Annotated in this window: 17 protein-coding genes; 7 read left to right on the top strand and 10 right to left on the bottom strand. The window is 58.9% G+C overall.

What is annotated here, in order from left to right:
• Nucleotides 1–51: 51 nt before the first annotated feature.
• Entirely contained in the window at nt 52–2,898 is a 2,847-nt protein-coding gene (locus ACA043_RS04920) for a valine--tRNA ligase (RefSeq protein WP_497658717.1), read from the top strand.
• A gap of 132 nt (nt 2,899–3,030) precedes the next feature.
• On the top strand, nt 3,031–4,050 hold the full coding sequence (gene rlmF, locus ACA043_RS04915) for a 23S rRNA (adenine(1618)-N(6))-methyltransferase RlmF (RefSeq protein ID WP_489879176.1): 1,020 nt from the start codon (nt 3,031–3,033) through the stop codon (nt 4,048–4,050).
• A gap of 129 nt (nt 4,051–4,179) precedes the next feature.
• On the opposite strand, the gene ACA043_RS04910 is transcribed toward rlmF, so the two are convergent.
• Nucleotides 4,180–4,461 carry an HU family DNA-binding protein gene (locus tag ACA043_RS04910; RefSeq protein ID WP_003221909.1) on the bottom strand — a complete coding sequence of 94 codons (282 nt, stop codon included), beginning with the start codon at nt 4,459–4,461 and terminating at the stop codon, nt 4,180–4,182.
• 396 nt (nt 4,462–4,857) lie between these two features.
• Here ACA043_RS04910 and yejK point away from each other — a divergent pair, with 396 nt between their 5' ends.
• Together yejK and ACA043_RS04900 are read left to right on the top strand one after the other, a co-directional pair.
• On the top strand, nt 4,858–5,862 hold the full coding sequence (gene yejK, locus ACA043_RS04905; protein ID WP_187680041.1) for a nucleoid-associated protein YejK: 1,005 nt from the start codon (nt 4,858–4,860) through the stop codon (nt 5,860–5,862).
• Nucleotides 5,862–6,212 (top strand): glutaredoxin family protein, encoded by a 351-nt coding sequence (locus tag ACA043_RS04900; RefSeq protein WP_401271394.1) that lies wholly within the window; start codon nt 5,862–5,864, stop codon nt 6,210–6,212. The genes yejK and ACA043_RS04900 overlap by 1 nt, the downstream gene beginning before the upstream one ends.
• Before the next feature lie 51 nt (nt 6,213–6,263).
• Here the strand turns inward: ACA043_RS04900 and ACA043_RS04895 are convergent, their stop codons facing one another.
• The 5 genes from ACA043_RS04895 to ACA043_RS04875 all read right to left on the bottom strand — a co-directional run bounded on the left by ACA043_RS04895 (nt 6,264) and on the right by ACA043_RS04875 (nt 10,258).
• Entirely contained in the window at nt 6,264–7,199 is a 936-nt protein-coding gene (locus ACA043_RS04895) for a glutathione S-transferase family protein (protein WP_497658716.1), read from the bottom strand.
• A gap of 84 nt (nt 7,200–7,283) precedes the next feature.
• The gene (locus ACA043_RS04890) at nt 7,284–7,586 is read right to left on the bottom strand and encodes a GIY-YIG nuclease family protein (RefSeq protein WP_008083651.1); all 303 of its coding nucleotides are present in this window, start codon (nt 7,584–7,586) and stop codon (nt 7,284–7,286) included.
• Between the two features lie 39 nt (nt 7,587–7,625).
• Nucleotides 7,626–8,096 (bottom strand): nuclear transport factor 2 family protein, encoded by a 471-nt coding sequence (locus ACA043_RS04885; RefSeq protein WP_187680046.1) that lies wholly within the window; start codon nt 8,094–8,096, stop codon nt 7,626–7,628.
• 208 nt (nt 8,097–8,304) lie between these two features.
• A complete protein-coding gene (locus tag ACA043_RS04880; RefSeq protein ID WP_497658715.1) occupies nt 8,305–9,609 on the bottom strand; it encodes a CynX/NimT family MFS transporter in 1,305 nt (434 codons plus the stop codon).
• Complete coding sequence (locus ACA043_RS04875) at nt 9,599–10,258, bottom strand: FadR/GntR family transcriptional regulator (protein ID WP_401271385.1); 660 nt, start codon at nt 10,256–10,258, stop codon at nt 9,599–9,601. The genes ACA043_RS04880 and ACA043_RS04875 overlap by 11 nt, the downstream gene beginning before the upstream one ends.
• Before the next feature lie 166 nt (nt 10,259–10,424).
• Between ACA043_RS04875 and ACA043_RS04870 the strand changes: the two genes are divergently transcribed.
• Together ACA043_RS04870 and ACA043_RS04865 are read left to right on the top strand one after the other, a co-directional pair.
• Entirely contained in the window at nt 10,425–10,736 is a 312-nt protein-coding gene (locus ACA043_RS04870) for a type II toxin-antitoxin system MqsR family toxin (protein WP_489879179.1), read from the top strand.
• Nucleotides 10,733–11,215 (top strand): type II toxin-antitoxin system MqsA family antitoxin, encoded by a 483-nt coding sequence (locus ACA043_RS04865; RefSeq protein WP_401271382.1) that lies wholly within the window; start codon nt 10,733–10,735, stop codon nt 11,213–11,215. Before ACA043_RS04870 ends, ACA043_RS04865 begins: the two co-directional genes overlap by 4 nt.
• A 54-nt stretch (nt 11,216–11,269) precedes the next feature.
• On the opposite strand, the gene ACA043_RS04860 is transcribed toward ACA043_RS04865, so the two are convergent.
• The 4 genes from ACA043_RS04860 to ACA043_RS04845 form a co-directional block, all read right to left on the bottom strand.
• The gene (locus ACA043_RS04860; protein ID WP_003221897.1) at nt 11,270–12,034 is read right to left on the bottom strand and encodes an amino acid ABC transporter ATP-binding protein; all 765 of its coding nucleotides are present in this window, start codon (nt 12,032–12,034) and stop codon (nt 11,270–11,272) included.
• 13 nt (nt 12,035–12,047) lie between these two features.
• The gene (locus ACA043_RS04855) at nt 12,048–13,145 is read right to left on the bottom strand and encodes an amino acid ABC transporter permease (RefSeq protein ID WP_150617206.1); all 1,098 of its coding nucleotides are present in this window, start codon (nt 13,143–13,145) and stop codon (nt 12,048–12,050) included.
• Between the two features lie 10 nt (nt 13,146–13,155).
• Nucleotides 13,156–14,337, bottom strand: coding sequence for an amino acid ABC transporter permease (locus ACA043_RS04850; protein ID WP_187680049.1), 1,182 nt, complete (start codon nt 14,335–14,337; stop codon nt 13,156–13,158).
• 66 nt (nt 14,338–14,403) lie between these two features.
• Entirely contained in the window at nt 14,404–15,435 is a 1,032-nt protein-coding gene (locus ACA043_RS04845) for an amino acid ABC transporter substrate-binding protein (RefSeq protein ID WP_187680050.1), read from the bottom strand.
• A gap of 468 nt (nt 15,436–15,903) precedes the next feature.
• Between ACA043_RS04845 and ACA043_RS04840 the strand changes: the two genes are divergently transcribed.
• Nucleotides 15,904–16,560, top strand: a complete 657-nt coding sequence (locus ACA043_RS04840; RefSeq protein ID WP_187680051.1) for an alpha/beta hydrolase — start codon at nt 15,904–15,906, stop codon at nt 16,558–16,560.
• The last annotated feature ends 66 nt before the right edge of the window (nt 16,561–16,626 follow it).

Here is a 16,626-nt window from a genome sequence, read left to right as displayed (position 1 = left end):
GCTATACTTCCCGGCTTTTCCTGAATAAATGCCAATAGGGTCCCGCCGCGCATGGATAAGACCTACCAGCCGCACGCCATTGAAACTTCCTGGTACAACACCTGGGAGTCCGAGAACTATTTCGCACCGCAAGGCGCGGGCGATTCCTACACCATCATGATCCCGCCGCCGAACGTCACCGGCAGCCTGCACATGGGTCACGGTTTCAACAACGCGATCATGGACGCCCTGATCCGTTTCCGCCGCATGCAGGGTCGTAACACACTGTGGCAGCCGGGCACCGACCACGCCGGTATCGCTACGCAGATGCTGGTGGAGCGTCAACTTGAAGCCCAGGGCCAGAACCGTCACGATCTGGGCCGCGAAAAATTCCTCGAAAAAGTCTGGGAATGGAAGGATCAGTCCGGTGGCAACATCAGCCGTCAGATCCGCCGCCTCGGCTCGTCCGTAGACTGGAGCCGCGAGCGCTTCACCATGGACGACGGCCTCTCGGAAGCCGTTAAAGAAGCCTTCGTGCGTCTGCACGAGGACGGCCTGATCTATCGCGGCAAGCGTCTGGTCAACTGGGACACCAAGCTGCACACGGCGATTTCCGACCTCGAAGTGGAAAACCACGACGAGAAGGGTTTCCTGTGGAACCTGAAGTACCCGCTGGCTGACGGCGCGAAAACCGCAGAAGGCAACGATTTCCTGATCGTCGCGACCACCCGTCCGGAAACCATGCTCGGCGACTCCGCCGTCGCGGTAAACCCGAACGACGAGCGCTACAAAGCCCTGATCGGCAAGTTTGTCGAACTGCCACTGGTTGGCCGTCGCATCCCGATCATCGCCGACGATTACTGCGATCCTGAATTCGGCACCGGTTGCGTGAAAATCACCCCGGCCCACGATTTCAACGACTACGAAGTCGGCAAGCGCCACAACCTGCCGCTGCTGAACATCTTCGACAAGAACGCCAACGTGCTGCCTGCCGCTCAGGTGTTCAACCTCGACGGCACGCTGAACGACAGCATCGACGGCAAGATCCCGGCCGAGTACGCCGGCCTTGAGCGCTTCGAAGCGCGCAAGCAGATCGTCGCTGCGTTCGACGCTGCCGGCCTGCTGGTCAGCGTTGACGATCACAACCTGAAAGTGCCGAAAGGCGATCGCTCCGGCACCATCATCGAGCCATGGCTGACCGACCAGTGGTACGTCTCCACCAAGCCGTTGGCTGAACCTGCGATTGCTGCCGTTGAAGATGGCCGCATCCAGTTCGTGCCGAAACAGTACGAAAACATGTACTTCTCGTGGATGCGCGACATCCAGGATTGGTGCATCAGCCGTCAACTCTGGTGGGGCCACCGGATTCCGGCCTGGTACGACGAGTCGGGCAAGGTCTATGTCGGCCGTGATGAAGCCGAAGTACGTGCCAAGCACAACCTCGGCCCGGACGTTGCACTGCAACAGGACAACGACGTACTCGACACCTGGTTCAGTTCCGGTCTGTGGACGTTCTCCACCCTCGGCTGGCCTGAGCAAACCGAGTTCCTGAAGAAATTCCACTCCACCGACGTGCTGGTGACCGGTTTCGACATCATCTTCTTCTGGGTTGCCCGGATGATCATGCTGACGATGCACCTGATCAAGAACGAGGACGGCACGCCGCAGGTTCCGTTCAAGACTGTTTATGTGCACGGTCTGGTACGTGATGGCCAGGGCCAGAAGATGTCCAAGTCCAAGGGCAACGTCCTTGACCCGCTGGACATCATCGACGGCATCGAGCTGGAAGAACTGGTGCAAAAACGCACCTCCGGCATGATGCAGCCGAAACTGGCGAAGAAAATCGAGAAGCAGACCCGCGACGAGTTCGCCGAGGGCATCGCCAGTTACGGCACCGACGCCCTGCGCTTCACTTTCTGCTCGCTGGCGTCCACCGGTCGCGACATCAAGTTCGACATGGGCCGCGTCGAAGGCTATCGCAACTTCTGCAACAAGATCTGGAACGCTGCGCGTTATGTTCTGGACAAGGGCGAAGACTGCGGCCAGAACGGCGAAGCCTACGAGCTGTCGCTGGCGGATCGCTGGATCATCTCGCAGCTGCAACGCACCGAAGCCGAAGTGACCCGTCAACTGGATCAGTTCCGTTTCGACCTCGCCGCGCAAGCGCTGTACGAGTTCATCTGGAACCAGTACTGCGACTGGTACCTGGAGCTGTCCAAGCCTGTGCTGTGGGACGAAAACGCCCCGGTTGAGCGTCAGCGTGGCACCCGCCGCACGCTGGTTCGCGTACTGGAAGTGGCGCTGCGCCTGGCGCATCCGTTCATGCCGTTCATCACTGAAGAAATCTGGCAGCGCATCGCGCCGCTGGCCGGCACTCAGGGCAAGACGATCATGCTGCAACCTTGGCCGGTGGCCAACGAAGAGCGCATCGATCCGGCCGCCGAAGACGACATCGAATGGCTCAAAGAGCTGATGCTCGGCACGCGTAACATCCGTGGCGAAATGAACATTGGCCCAGGCAAGCCCCTGCCGATCTACCTGAAGAACGTCAGCGCTGAAGACCAGCGTCGCCTGACCGAGAACGAAGCACTGCTGAAGAAGCTGGCGCGTCTGGAATCGATCACCGTTCTGGCTGCTGGCGAAGAAGCACCGCTGTCCGCCACCGCGCTGGTTGGCGAGATGGAAGTGCTGGTGCCGATGGCCGGCCTGATCGACAAGGGCGCCGAACTGGCGCGTCTGGACAAGGAAATTCTGCGTCTGCAGGGTGAAGTCCAGCGTGTTGGCGGCAAGCTGTCCAATGCCGGTTTCGTTGACAAGGCCCCGGCCGAAGTCATCGAGAAGGAACGCGCCAAACTGGCCGAGGCTGAACAGGCCCTGGGCAAACTGGCCGAGCAGCACGCGCGGATTTCCAGCCTGTAAGGGCAAGCCGCAATGAAAAAGGGAGGCCCGCAACGGCTTCCCTTTTTTGTGCCTGAAACACCATCCGGCGTATACGTCGCCAATGTGGGACAATACCCGCCACTTTCAGCCATACCCGAATCGACCACGCCCATGAACGCCCCCCGCACACCCAAACCTGCGCGCAAGAAGCCTGACTCCGCGACCCCGGCCAAAGCCGTTGAGCCGCGTGAAAAGGCCAGCCTGCACCCGCGCAATCGCCATCAGGGTCGCTACGACTTCCCGGCGCTGATCAAAACCACGCCGGAACTGGCGAAGTTTGTGATCACCAACCCGTACGGCAAGGAAAGCATCGACTTCGCGAGCCCCGATGCGGTGCGCGTGTTCAACCGGGCGCTGCTCAAGGCGTTCTATGGCATCCAACATTGGGATATTCCGGCGGACTACCTCTGCCCGCCGGTACCGGGCCGTGCCGATTACGTGCACTTTCTCGCGGATCTGCTGGCCAGCATGAACGACGGCAAGGTTCCGCGCGGCGCGATCGTCAACGTGCTGGACATCGGCATGGGCGCCAACTGCGTTTATCCGCTGATCGGCAACAGCGAATACCGCTGGCACTTCCTCGGCTCGGAGATCGACCCGACCGCCGTGGCTGCCGCCAGAGCCATCGTTCAATCCAACGATCTGAGCAAAGTTATACAGCTGCGCCAGCAAGAAAATCGCAAGCACATCCTGATTGGTCTGCTGGAGCCGGGTGAACGCTTTGACCTGACCATGTGCAACCCGCCGTTCCACGCCTCGATGGATGAAGCGACCAAGGGCAGCGAGCGCAAATGGCGCGCGCTGGGCCGCGCCGACCCGAAACGCAAACTGCCGGTGCTGAACTTCGGTGGCCAGTCGGCCGAGCTGTGGTGTGAAGGTGGCGAAGCACGTTTCGTGACGCAACTGATCGCCGAGAGCGCGAACTTCCAGCACAAGGTGCTGTGGTTCAGCACGCTGGTGTCGAAAGCCTCGAACCTGCCCGCCATTGAGATCGCGCTGAAAAAGGCCGGCGTGCTGGAAAGTCAGGTGGTTGAGATGTCTCAGGGACAGAAACAAAGCCGCTTCGTCGCCTGGACCTTCCAGACCAAGTCCGAGCAGCAGATCTGGCGTCGCGAGCGCTGGGTTCGCTAACACACAGCAGATCCCCTGTAGGAGTGAGCCTGCTCGCTCCTACAAAGGTTCAGGGTGTACAGCCAAATCGCAGACACAAAAAAACCGTGCCCGGATCGCTCCGGAGCACGGTTTTTTTATCGCTGCGTCTTACTTGTTCACAGCGTCGGTCAGGCCTTTGGCCACAACCAGCTTGATCACTTTCTTTGCAGGGATTTCGATGGCAGCGCCAGTCGAAGGGTTACGGCCAGTGCGGGCAGGACGCTCGGTCACTTTCAGCTTGCCGATACCTGGCAAGGTGATTTCGCCGCCGTTTTCCAGCTGATCGGCAACGATTTGGCCCAGTTGGTCCAGAGCGTTACGCGCGGTGGTTTTCGGCGCGTCGATAGCTTCAGCGATGTCGGCGATCAGTTGGTCTTTAGTAAGAGCCATGTAGTGTTCCTTCCCTATCAAATTCATATGGATTGCAGAGTGCAGTGTCAGCCATCGAGCCCGATCTTCTGGATCTGGCACCCTCGGCGATAACCACGACGAGTCGGGGTTATAGATACCGAAATCAGGGTTTGGTTCGACCTGACAAATGCTGATTGCACGCTTAACGCAGTGACTTCGCGTAAGACCGGGCAAAACTAGCACAGAGACGGGGAAATATCCGCCTCTAGCTACCCATTTGGTCAGCTTTATTGCTCTAAATCGCTAAAAAACTGCATAAGGGCGATCACCTGCCCCGGATTTGCCCTCCACCCCGCGCCAAAACCAATGGTTGCGGTACACTGGGCGCTTTTTCGGGGGAGCCCGCCCTCCTCCCTTCCAACAGCCGAGAAGCCTATGCCGATCCGTCATTGCATCGTCCATTTGATCGACAAAAAACCCGACGGCACGCCCGCAGTTCTGCACGCCCGTGATTCCGAACTGGCTGAGTCCGCGGCCATCGAGAACATGCTCGCCGACCTCAATGAGAGCTACAACGCCAAACAGGGTAAAGCCTGGGGGTTGTTCCATCCTGAGTCCGGTGCATTCCCGTTCAGCGGCTGGCTGAAGGAATACATGGAGGGCGCACAGGACTTCACCGCGTTCAGCAAAGTGGCGGTCGAGCATCTGCAAAAACTGATGGAAGAGTCGAACCTGTCGGTCGGTGGCCACGTATTGTTCGCCCACTACCAGCAAGGCATGACCGATTACCTGGCGATCGCCCTGCTGCACCACAGCGAAGGCGTGGCCGTGACCGACTCGCTGGACGTGACGCCGTCGCGCCACCTCGACCTCGGCCAACTGCACCTGGCGGCGCGGATCAACGTCTCCGAGTGGCAGAACAACAAACAGTCCAAGCAGTACATCTCGTTCATCAAAGGCAAGAACGGCAAGAAGGTCTCCGAATACTTCCGCGACTTTATTGGTTGCCAGGAAGGCGTCGACGGCCCAGGCGAAACCCGCACGCTGCTCAAGGCCTTCAGCGACTTCGTCGAAAGCGAAGACCTGCCGGAAGACTCGGCCCGCGAGAAAACCAAGACGCTGGTCGATTACGCCAGCAGCCAGGCCAAACTCGGCGAGCCAATGGGCCTGGAAGAGCTCTCGGAGCTGATCGACGAAGAACGCCCGAAAGCCTTCTACGATCACATCCGCAACAAGGACTACGGCCTGTCGCCAGAGATACCGGCGGACAAACGCACATTGAATCAATTCCGCCGCTTCACCGGTCGCGCCGAAGGCCTGTCGATCAGCTTTGAGGCCCACCTGTTGGGCTCGAAGATCGAGTACGACGAAGAGAATGGCACCCTGATGATCAAGGGCCTGCCGACGTCACTCACCGATCAGTTGAAGCGCCGTAACTGATGCTCGGCAATGTGCTGAAGAAGGTTGCGCTGGTTCTACTGGTGGTCGTGGTCTATCAGAATTGGGGCAAGATCGAGCGCGTGTTCAATCCGTCGCAGATGGTTTCCGAGCAGACCCGCGCTCAGGCCAGTGTCGTGTTGTACGCCACCGAATGGTGCGGCTACTGCAAGCAGACCAAGCGTTTTCTCGACAGCAAGGGCATTCCGTTCAAGGAATTCGATATCGAGAAGGATGCCGATGCACGCAAGGCGTATGAGGCATTGGGGGGACGCGGAATTCCGCTGATTGACGTGAATGGCACGTTGATTCGCGGGTTTGATCCGGATGAGATTCTCGCTGCCTTGAAATAACACACACCTGTGGCGAGGGAGCTTGCTCCCTCGCCACAGGGTTAGTCGCTGTTACTTGGCTTCGATACGGAAACCGAAGCGTGGGAAGTGCACATGCACCACGCCGCCACGCTCGTCCTCACGACGCACGATCAGCTCTTCACTGCCTGCAAACAACAACTCTCCCACTACCGGATCAACCCCGTAATCCGTCGCGGCAATTGCTACTTGCTGCCCAGCCTTGAAACCGTTCGGGTCAACGAACTGCTCATCCGGCAATGCCGCCGGTGTCGTGTTGCGCGCAACCTCCAGCGCCTCTTCGGAGGTCATTTCGCTCGCCGCGCCATGACCGAAACCCAACACTCTGCCCAACCACGCCGCAACGGCCGGATATTCGTCCACCAATGGGGCGGTTACGTGAGTCGCCTTCAGGAACCACATCGGATGCGCCAACGCGAAGTCGGCAATCGACGGCTCACCGAACAGGAAGTCGCCCTGCTCACGCTGCAACTGCTGCTCCAGACGCGCCATGATCGTCGGCCATTGATGCTTGGCCTGCTCGGTGGATAAACGCGTCGCGCTACCACCGCTGAACAGCCCGGCACGGTCGGCCAGAAACGCCTTGATCGCTTCCGGCGGCAACTTGCCGAAACGCACCGCCACCGATTCCGGCTGGAACACCAGGCTGACGGCGTGCTGAAACACCACCGAATCGGCCCAGGTCGCGAAACTGGCGGTAATCATTTCCTGCCCTTCGGGGAAGAACGACGGCTGAGCCTTCTCCCGCTCCAGCCGGCGAGCGATCAACGAAGTGTCGCAATAGATATCTGCGCCGATTTGCAGCACCGGGGTTTTGCGATAGCCGCCGGTCAGAGCCGTCAGGTCAGGCTTGGGCATCACCGGCGAGATATGCACGGAGCGCCAGGACAAACCTTTGAACCCCAGCAGCAGGCGGGCCTTTTCGGCAAATGGAGAAGTCGGGTAATGATGGAGGATCAACTCGGACATGCTCGGCTCCGCCGCTCAAATAGTGAGTCGGCAGCTTAGCGCGCATTTGCTTAGCAGCCTACAGATCTGCCTGATGGGAACCCATCAGTCAGATTGATAAGACGCCACCAGGCATTCCTTGGCGCTCTTGCGCAATTTTTTGATCAGCCGTTCCTGGCGCAACGCATCGCTTTTGTCGCGACAAAGCTCGGTGTAGACCAGCGCCATGGCCGGGCTGGAGAGGAAGAAACGCGCACCTTTGCCGCTCTGATGCTTGGCGAAACGGCGGACGGGATCGTCGCTGATCCCGCAGTACAACGAACCGTTGGCGGCGCGAACGAGGTAGACGAACCAGGACTTGCTCACCGGTTCGGCAACATCGACGGATTTTTCGCTAAGGCTGGTCACTTTGGGATCAAGGCGTGTAGGAAACAGGCCGCGATCTTATCAGCGACCGGCCTGAAATGCTTTCAGTCCCTTGAGTGCCTGCGCACGTACGGCATTGCGTACCAGCGGCGTCCACCCCAGCAGCAGACCTTTGAAACCCAAGGCCTGACGCGACCATCGCCATAGATCAAAGTGATCGTGGTGCTCGCAGATCTTGCCGTCACGGAACACGAAGCGCGCCTGGATATCGTTGACAACCACGTTGCCGGTCTGGCTGAACAGATAAGTCGCCACCCAATGCGCGCCGCCGCTGCGCTCATCGGCGCGGACATTGTCGAAGGTCAGTGAGAAGTCCTTGGCCCGGGTGGTGAGCATGCGCCACATGTCGCCGGCATCGCGCCCGCGCAGTTCGCCGAAGGCCGGGTCGCTGAACACCACGTCATCGGTGTAGCAGGCGGCCATGGCCTCGGCATCGAGGCGCTGGAAAGCTTCGTAGAAACGGGTGATCAACGCAACGTGGGCTTCACTCATGGGCAATCTCCAGAATATGTACAGATTGCCAGCACGATAAGCTGCAAAACGCGGAAACACTATCGGCATTCGCATACCGAATACCCGCAGCACACAAATCCTATCTGGGAGCGAGCCTGCTCGCGAAGGCGGTGTGTCAGCAGAACTTCCACCAACTGACACTCCGCCTTCGCGAGCAAACTCGCTCCCACATTTGAAATCAGCGCACTCAGATCTTTTCGCTTTGCACTTGCACGTACAACGCACGCCCAGCACCAAGACCGGCGAGGATCGCGCCACAGCCAATGATGCCGAAGATCCACCCGACCGCATTCCAGCCGCCGGTCCAGTCATGCACCACGCCGACTGCGAACGGCCCCATCGAAGCCAGCGTGTAACCGAAGCCTTGAGCCATGCTCGACAAATTTGCTGCGACATGAGCGTCACGCGAGCGCAGTACGATCAACGTCAGCGCCAGACTGAATGCACCGCCCTGCCCCAGACCCAGCAGAATCGCCCAGCCCCACAGCCCTTCAATCGGTGCGTAGAGGCAGCCGAACAGACCGCCAAGGGTAAGCGCCATAACCACCATGATCGCCAAACGCTGATCCTTGCCACGGGTCGCCAGCCAGGGTGCCGCCAGCGAACTGGCGAGCTGGACGATCACTGAACCGGACAGCACCAGACCCGCCTGGGTCGGCGTCAGACCGCGACCGATCAGGATCGACGGCAACCAGCCAAACACGATGTAGGCCAGCGACGATTGCAGGCCCATGTACAACGTCACTTTCCAGGCCAGCGGATCTCGCAGCAGCCCGCGCACCCGATAAGCTACGTTGTGCGCACCGTGTTTCTGCCCGACTTGCGGCAACCAGAACGCAGCCGCGACCAGCGCCGGAATCACCCAGAAGCCGAGTCCCATGGTCCAGTTGTGATCGAAATGCTCACTTAACGGCACGCTCGAACCCGCCGCCATCGCCGCGCCCAGGCACAGGGCCATGGTATACACGCCGGTCATGGTGCCGGCGTGCTTGGCGAAGTCTCGCTTGACGATGCCCGGCAGCAGCACGCCGATGATGCCGATGCTGGCGCCGCCCAATACGCTGCCGGCGAACAGACCAATCTCCCCGAAATTGCTGCGCAAGATAATGCCGCCAGCAAGTGTCAGCAGAATGCCAAGGACTACGCGCTCGGCACCGAAACGCCGCGCCAGAATCGGCGCCAGCGGTGCGAACAAGCCAAGGCAAAGCACCGGCAGTGTGGTCAGCAAACCGGCCTGAGCCGCCGACAGGCCAAGGCTTTTCGACACATCACTGAGCAGCGGCGCCATGCTCGACAGGGCCGGACGCAGGTTCAGCGCCACCAGAATCAGCCCCAACAACAAGAGCCACGGACGCCGAACCAGCGGGTGACTTTGCTGCACCTGTTCGTCATCGGCCTCGGCATCGATCAACAGCTCTTCAAGCTCTGCCGTGCGTTTGGGGGTTGTGGATAAATCACTGCAGGACACGGGTTTCTCGGTTTCAAGGTTCATTGATCAACTGTCTCGACAAAGCTTTGGCCCGTTCCGGGTCACGTTGTTCGACGGCATCGAGCAACTCGATGTGCAGGTCGAACACTTCCTGACGGCGCGGGACGATGTTCAGGGTCTGACGCAATTGCGCGCCGACGATGCTGGAGAAATAGCGATACAGCTCGCTAAGGGTCGGGTTGTGCGCGGCGTCGACCAAACGGCGGTGAAACACCAGATCGCAGGCGATGTAGGTGTCGAGATCGCCGTGGTAATGGCTGCCGCTAGTGCCGAGCGCTTCACGCAACGCGGCGAGGTCTTCATCGGTACGGCGTAATGCCGCCAGGCCGATGGCCTCGACTTCAAGGATGTGCCGGGTTTCCCGGGCCTGCTCCGGCGAGCAACGGGACAGCGCCTTGAGCGTGTCCAGCGGGTCCACCACCGCACGCAGGTAACTGCCGTCGCCCTGACGGATTTCGATCAACCCGGAAAACGCCAGCACCCGCATGGCTTCACGCACGGTGTTGCGGCTGATGCCCAACTCGGCGCACAGCTCGGGTTCGGTCGGCAGACGCTCGCCGACCTGCCAGACGCCGCTGTTGATGCGCTGGCGCAACTGATCCAAGGCCTGATCGACCAGGGATCGCTTAATAAGTGGAGAAATTTCTGACATAGGATTCGCCCTCTCATCCAATCATAGGATGAATTTTCTGACATATTAGTCAGACTCGTGTAGGACGGCAACCACCTAGGGTCAATCGGAGACGCATGGAGCGGGATTTTCGATTGGTCAAAATTACCCTTTAAGGGTAATTTCAGGGAGAGGTTCAAGATTTCTTATGGAGAAGAACACACCCCACTACAACCTGGTGGTGATCAAGGAGGATGTCAGAAGGCTTGGGATAAACGCATTTACAGGGACTGCGCGCAAAAGCGGTCGAGACATGGGCCTGAGCCTCAGGGAAATGCTGGACGTCGTTTTCGAACTGCAAAACAGGATGTTGTACAAATCGATGACGACTTATAGCGACCATCGGGTTTGGCAAGACGTGTATCACATCACTTCGCATGATCTGGAGATCTACATCAAGGTCACTTATTGCTCAGGCGGTGAGCCTCCGGTGATCTCCTTCAAGGAGAAAAAACCATGAACACAAAACAATGCTTCAGTTGCGGAGCACCTGAAGGAATGCGGCACTTCGAGGGTCGCGCTGAAACCATGAGCGTAAAAGGCATGGAGCGTCGGCTTGATGATTTGTCTGGATGGGAATGTCAGGCATGCGGGGAGGTCATACTCGACCCCAATAGCGCGCAGCGTTATTCAGATGCGAGCGACGAGCTAGTCATTGCTGGCCGACAAATGATCGGTAACGAGATGAAGCGCATCCGCCGCAAGCTGCATCTGTCACAAAAGGAAGCGGTGCTGTTGTTGTCGGGTGGTGGACATAACGCATTTTCACGATACGAACGCGGCGACTCGCTCCCACCGAAAGCTTTGATAGTGCTGATGCGCTTGCTTGATCGTCACCCACACCTGCTCACCGATGCGCGCGCCTTGGGCGAAGGGGCAGATTTGAGAGGGTTCAAGGATACAGTGCACAAAGAAGACGAAACCCTGACCTTTTCCTGACCCCACAAAAAACAAACCCGGCACAAGGCCGGGTTCGTTTTCAAGCATCAACCATCAATGCAAGATCTGACTCAAGAACAGCTTCGTCCGATCATTCTGCGGATTATCGAAGAAGTCATTCGGCGCCGCTTGCTCAACGATCTCGCCCTTGTCCATGAAGATAACGCGATTCGCCACGGTGCGGGCGAAGCCCATTTCGTGGGTCACGCAGAGCATGGTCATGCCGTCTTCGGCCAGGCCGATCATGGTGTCCAGAACCTCTTTCACCATTTCCGGATCGAGTGCCGAGGTTGGTTCGTCGAACAGCATGATTTTCGGTTTCATGCACAGCGCGCGAGCGATCGCCACACGCTGCTGCTGACCACCGGACAGTTGCCCCGGGAATTTATGCGCCTGCTCCGGAATGCGTACGCGTTCCAGGTAATGCATGGCGATTTCCTCGGCCTTGCGCTTGGGCATCTTGCGCACCCACATCGGGGCCAGGGTGCAGTTCTGCAAAATGGTCAGGTGCGGGAACAGATTGAAGTGCTGGAACACCATGCCGACTTCACGGCGGATCGCTTCGATCTGCTTCAGATCGTTGGTCAGTTCCACGCCATCCACGACGATGCGGCCCTGCTGGTGTTCTTCCAGACGATTGAGGCAGCGGATGGTGGTCGACTTGCCGGAACCCGACGGGCCGCACAGCACAATGCGCTCGCCCTGCTTGACGTTGAGGTTGATGTCTTTCAGCACGTGGAACTGGCCGTACCACTTGTTGACGCCCTGCATCTGAATGATGCCTTCAGGACCCACAGGCTTTTTGATTGCTTCGCTCATTTACAGAGAACTCCTAACGCTTGTGGCCAGTGTCGAGCTTGCGTTCCAGATGCATGGAATAGCGCGACATACCAAAACAGAAAATCCAGAACACCAGGGCGGCGAACACGTAGCCTTCGGTGGCCATGCCCAGCCATTTCGGATCGGCAGCGGCTTGCTTGACGCTGTTGAGCAGGTCAAAGAGGCCGATGATGATCACCAGACTGGTGTCCTTGAACAGCGCAATGAAGGTGTTGACGATGCCGGGGATCACCATCTTCAGGGCTTGCGGCAGAATCACCAGGCCCATCGAACGCCAGTAGCCCAGGCCCATCGCAGCGGCCGCTTCGTACTGACCTTTAGGGATCGCTTGCAGACCGCCGCGCACCACTTCAGCCACGTAGGCCGACTGGAACAGGATCACGCCGATCAGCGCCCGCAGCAGCTTGTCGAAGTTCATGCCTTCGGGCAGAAACAGCGGCAGCATTACCGAAGACATGAACAGCACCGTGATCAACGGCACGCCGCGCCAGAACTCGATGAAGGTCACGCAAACCACACGAATCGCCGGCATGTTCGAACGACGACCCAGCGCCAGCACGATGCCAAGCGGCAAGGCTCCAGCGATACCGACGGTGGCGATCACCAGCGTCAGCATCAAGCCGCCCCACTGGCTGGTCGCTACGGTTTGCAAGCCGAATACGCCGCCGTGCAGCAGGCACCAGGCGACAATCGGATAGATCACCAGAAAGCTCAGCCCGTACACCGCTTTACGCGGGAAGCGCGAGATGAACAGTGGCGCCACGCCGATCACTGCCAGCCACACGGTCAGGTCCACGCGCCAGCGCAGGCCGGTCGGGTAGTAGCCATACATGAACTGACCGAATCGTTGCTGGATGAACACCCAGCAGGCGCCCTCCTTGGTGCAATCGGCCTGGGTGGTACCGATCCAGTTGGCGTCGATGATCGCCCACCCCAGAATCGGCGGAACGATCAGGTAGATCAGGTAGAACGCGAACAGCGTCAGCAAGGTGTTTAGCCAACTGGAGAACATGTTCGCGCGCATCCATGCCACTACGCCGATGCTACTGCTCGGAGGGGGCATGTCGGGTTTGAAAGTATGAGTACTCATGCGCTTTTCCTTACCGCTCGATCAGCGCAATGCGCTTGTTGTACCAGTTCATCAGCAGGGAAATGCTGATACTGATCGCCAGGTACACGCTCATGGTGATCGCAATCACTTCGATCGCCTGACCGGTCTGGTTCAGCACGGTGCCAGCGAACAGCGAAACCATTTCCGGATAACCGATACCGGCGGCCAGCGAAGAGTTCTTCGCCAGGTTGAGGTATTGGCTGGTCAGCGGCGGGATGATCACCCGCAGCGCCTGGGGAATGATCACCTTGCGCAGGGTCGGGCCTTCACGCAAACCGAGCGAACGGGCCGCTTCGGTTTGGCCGTGGCTGACCGACTTGATCCCCGAACGCACGATCTCGGCGATAAAAGCCGCGGTGTAAACGGTCAAGGCCAGGGTCAAGGCCAGCAGTTCCGGGATAAGCACCCAGCCGCCAACGAAGTTGAAGCCCTTTAGCTCGGGCATTTCCCAGTGCAGCGGAGCGCCGAAGATCAGCGCGCACAAACTCGGGATCACCAGCAATATCGCCAGACCCACCCAGAACTTGTGGAATGGCACACCGGTCGCTTCGAAGCGCTTGTTGGCCCAGCGGCACATCAGCACGACGCCGACGATGGCCACCACAACACTGATCGCGAATGCCCCGAAGCCGTCAGCCGCCAGCGCGGCCGGCATGTTCAGGCCACGGCTGCTGACAAAGAAAGTGTCGCCGAAGTTGTGGCTGTTGCGCGGTCCCGGCATGGTCAGGAACACCGCGAAGTACCAGAACAGGATTTGCAGCAGGGGCGGAATGTTGCGGAAGACTTCCACATACACGGTCGCCAGCTTGCTGATGATCCAGTTCGGCGAAAGACGCGCGACACCAATGATGAAACCCAGCAGAGTCGCCAGGATCACGCCGATGAAGGTCACCAGTAATGTATTGAGCAGACCGATCACAAACACGCGGGCATAGCTGTCCGCTTCGGTGTAGTCGATCAGGGTTTGAGCGATGCCGAACCCGGCACTGCGCTCCAGAAAGCTGAAGCCGGAGGTGATGCCCCGGTGTTCAAGGTTGGTTTGTGTGTTATCGAACAGGAACCAGCCCAGGGAGACGACGGCCACGATAGTGACGATCTGAAATACCCAGGCGCGCACTCGCGGATCGCTGAGGCTAAGCCTCTGCTTTGGTGCGCCGATTGAATTTTGCATGAAGTGCCCCGGAAAAAATGGAACAAGAACATCACCCGGCGGTTGGCCCGCCGGGTGATAGAACCATTAGCGCACTGGTGGTGCGTACTGAATGCCGCCGTTGTTCCACAGGGCGTTCAGGCCACGATCAATTTCCAGCGGAGTGTTCTTGCCGAGGTTTTTCTCGAACACTTCACCGTAGTTGCCGACCTGCTTGACGACCTGTACGACCCAGTCCTTCGGCAGTTTCAGGTCTTTGCCGTATTCGCCGTCAGCACCGAGCATACGAGCGACGTCCGGATTCTTGGTCGATTTGGCTTCGGCTTCGACATTCTTCGAAGTGATGCCGGCCTCTTCAGCGTTGAGCATGGCGTAGCCAGTCCAGCGCACCACGGCCAGCCACTCGTCGTCGCCGTTACGCACGACTGGACCCAGTGGTTCCTTGGAAATGGTTTCCGGCAGAACCACGTAGTCCTTCGGCGAAGCCAGTTTGCTGCGCTGGGCGAACAGCTGGGATTTATCCGAGGTCAGTACGTCGCAACGACCGGATTCCAGCGACTTGGCGCTTTCATCGGAGGTGTCGAACGTGATCGGGGTGTATTTCAGACCGTTGCCGCGGAAGTAGTCGGAAACGTTGAGCTCGGTGGTAGTACCGGCCTGGATGCAGATGGTTGCGCCGTCCAGCTCTTTGGCACTCTTCACGCCCAGCTTGTTGTTCACCAGGAAGCCGATGCCATCGTAGTAGGTAATGAAGCCCGGGAATTTCAGGCCCATGCCCGCATCACGGGAACTGGTCATGGTGGTGTTGCGCGACAGGATGTCGATCTCGCCGGACTGCAGCGCGGTGAAGCGCTCCTTGGCGTTCAACTGACTGAATTTGACCTTGGTCGCGTCGCCGAATACGGCAGCGGCCACTGCGCGGCAGAAGTCAGCGTCGATGCCGAGGATCTTGCCGGTAGCGTCCGGTACCGAGAAGCCCGGCAGACCGTCGCTCACGCCACATTGCACGAAACCTTTCTTCTGCACGGCATCCAGGGTTGCACCCGCCTGAGCGAACCCGCTGACGCCGAGAACTGTTGCTGCAGTCACGATCGCCAGAGTGGATTTCAACATCTTCATTCAAACCTCCAGTTTTGCTCTTGTTGTGTCGGAGCTTGAGTCCAGTCGCACCCTTTTGAGGCATTGCTGACCCGTGTTGGCTTTTTTTAGGGTCAACCGACGTAGGACCTTCGCTATGAGTCTAGTAGGAGAAAATCCACATCATGGACAACTCACTTCTCACCAATCGGCCGAACGGGCTGTAGCCCTTTCACGTTCGCTAAGCCCGTAGCGGCCATTGGCGAACATCCATCACCGGATTCGTTGCTATCCCGTCGCGAGTCGTACACTGATAGTGTTACCGACACCCGTAGGATGCTTCGTACAATGTCCTCCATAGCAAAGCCCGTACCACACCGGCCCCGGAAGCGGTTCAGCGACAGGTCAATAGCAAAACTTGTACCCTTGCGACATCTAATTAACGGATCACCCGGACGCGCACTCGAATCACGCACTCAATGAGAGCGCCCGCACATATTTGGAGCAACCATGACCGAGCCCTTGATTCTTCAGCCTGTTAAGCCCGCAGATGCCTGCGTGATCTGGCTGCACGGCCTCGGCGCCGATCGTTACGATTTCCTGCCGGTGGCTGAAGCGTTGCAGGAAAGCCTGCTCAGCACGCGCTTTGTCCTGCCGCAGGCGCCGACCCGTCCAGTGACTATTAATGGCGGATATGCCATGCCGAGCTGGTACGACATCAAGGCCATGAGCCCGGCGCGGGCGATCGACCGCGATGAGCTGGAAGCGTCCGCCGACCGCATCATCGAATTGATCGAAGAGCAACGGGCCAGCGGAATAGACGCCTCGCGGATTTTCCTGGCAGGTTTTTCCCAGGGCGGCGCTGTGGTGTTCCACACTGCGTTTTTGAAATGGCAGGGGCCATTGGGTGGTGTGTTGGCGCTGTCGACGTACGCGCCGACTTTCAGCGATGAACTGGAATTGTCCGCCAGCCAGCAGCGCATTCCGGTGCTGTCGCTGCACGGTCAGTTCGACAACGTGGTGCAGAACTCGATGGGGCGTACCGCCTATGAGTATCTGAAGGCCCATGGTGTCACCGTGACATGGCAGGAATACCCAATGGAGCACGAAGTGTTACCCGAAGAAATTCGCGACATAGGCGTGTGGCTGAGCGAACGCCTGCGCTGATCACGCGGGCTGTTTTCTCCCTCGGCAATCCCCTTTGATCCCTCCCCCTACGCCGCGCCCGTTTCT

The sequence above is a fragment of the Pseudomonas sp. LBUM1648 genome (assembly GCF_059716145.1).
This window is presented reverse-complemented; position numbering and strand designations above follow the sequence as displayed.

What these genes read in the sequence shown, in the direction of transcription:
- ACA043_RS04900 (WP_401271394.1), top strand. Translation starts at nt 5,862, where the DNA reads ATGCTCGGCAATGTGCTGAAGAAGGTTGCGCTGGTTCTACTGGTGGTC.
- ACA043_RS04865 (WP_401271382.1), top strand. Translation starts at nt 10,733, where the DNA reads ATGAACACAAAACAATGCTTCAGTTGCGGAGCACCTGAAGGAATGCGG.
- ACA043_RS04855 (WP_150617206.1), bottom strand. Translation starts at nt 13,145, where the DNA reads ATGAGTACTCATACTTTCAAACCCGACATGCCCCCTCCGAGCAGTAGC.
- ACA043_RS04845 (WP_187680050.1), bottom strand. Translation starts at nt 15,435, where the DNA reads ATGAAGATGTTGAAATCCACTCTGGCGATCGTGACTGCAGCAACAGTT.
- ACA043_RS04895 (WP_497658716.1), bottom strand. Translation starts at nt 7,199, where the DNA reads ATGTCCGAGTTGATCCTCCATCATTACCCGACTTCTCCATTTGCCGAA.
- ACA043_RS04860 (WP_003221897.1), bottom strand. Translation starts at nt 12,034, where the DNA reads ATGAGCGAAGCAATCAAAAAGCCTGTGGGTCCTGAAGGCATCATTCAG.
- ACA043_RS04885 (WP_187680046.1), bottom strand. Translation starts at nt 8,096, where the DNA reads ATGAGTGAAGCCCACGTTGCGTTGATCACCCGTTTCTACGAAGCTTTC.
- ACA043_RS04850 (WP_187680049.1), bottom strand. Translation starts at nt 14,337, where the DNA reads ATGCAAAATTCAATCGGCGCACCAAAGCAGAGGCTTAGCCTCAGCGAT.
- ACA043_RS04875 (WP_401271385.1), bottom strand. Translation starts at nt 10,258, where the DNA reads ATGTCAGAAATTTCTCCACTTATTAAGCGATCCCTGGTCGATCAGGCC.
- ACA043_RS04870 (WP_489879179.1), top strand. Translation starts at nt 10,425, where the DNA reads ATGGAGAAGAACACACCCCACTACAACCTGGTGGTGATCAAGGAGGAT.
- ACA043_RS04880 (WP_497658715.1), bottom strand. Translation starts at nt 9,609, where the DNA reads ATGAACCTTGAAACCGAGAAACCCGTGTCCTGCAGTGATTTATCCACA.
- ACA043_RS04920 (WP_497658717.1), top strand. Translation starts at nt 52, where the DNA reads ATGGATAAGACCTACCAGCCGCACGCCATTGAAACTTCCTGGTACAAC.
- ACA043_RS04910 (WP_003221909.1), bottom strand. Translation starts at nt 4,461, where the DNA reads ATGGCTCTTACTAAAGACCAACTGATCGCCGACATCGCTGAAGCTATC.
- rlmF (WP_489879176.1), top strand. Translation starts at nt 3,031, where the DNA reads ATGAACGCCCCCCGCACACCCAAACCTGCGCGCAAGAAGCCTGACTCC.
- ACA043_RS04840 (WP_187680051.1), top strand. Translation starts at nt 15,904, where the DNA reads ATGACCGAGCCCTTGATTCTTCAGCCTGTTAAGCCCGCAGATGCCTGC.
- yejK (WP_187680041.1), top strand. Translation starts at nt 4,858, where the DNA reads ATGCCGATCCGTCATTGCATCGTCCATTTGATCGACAAAAAACCCGAC.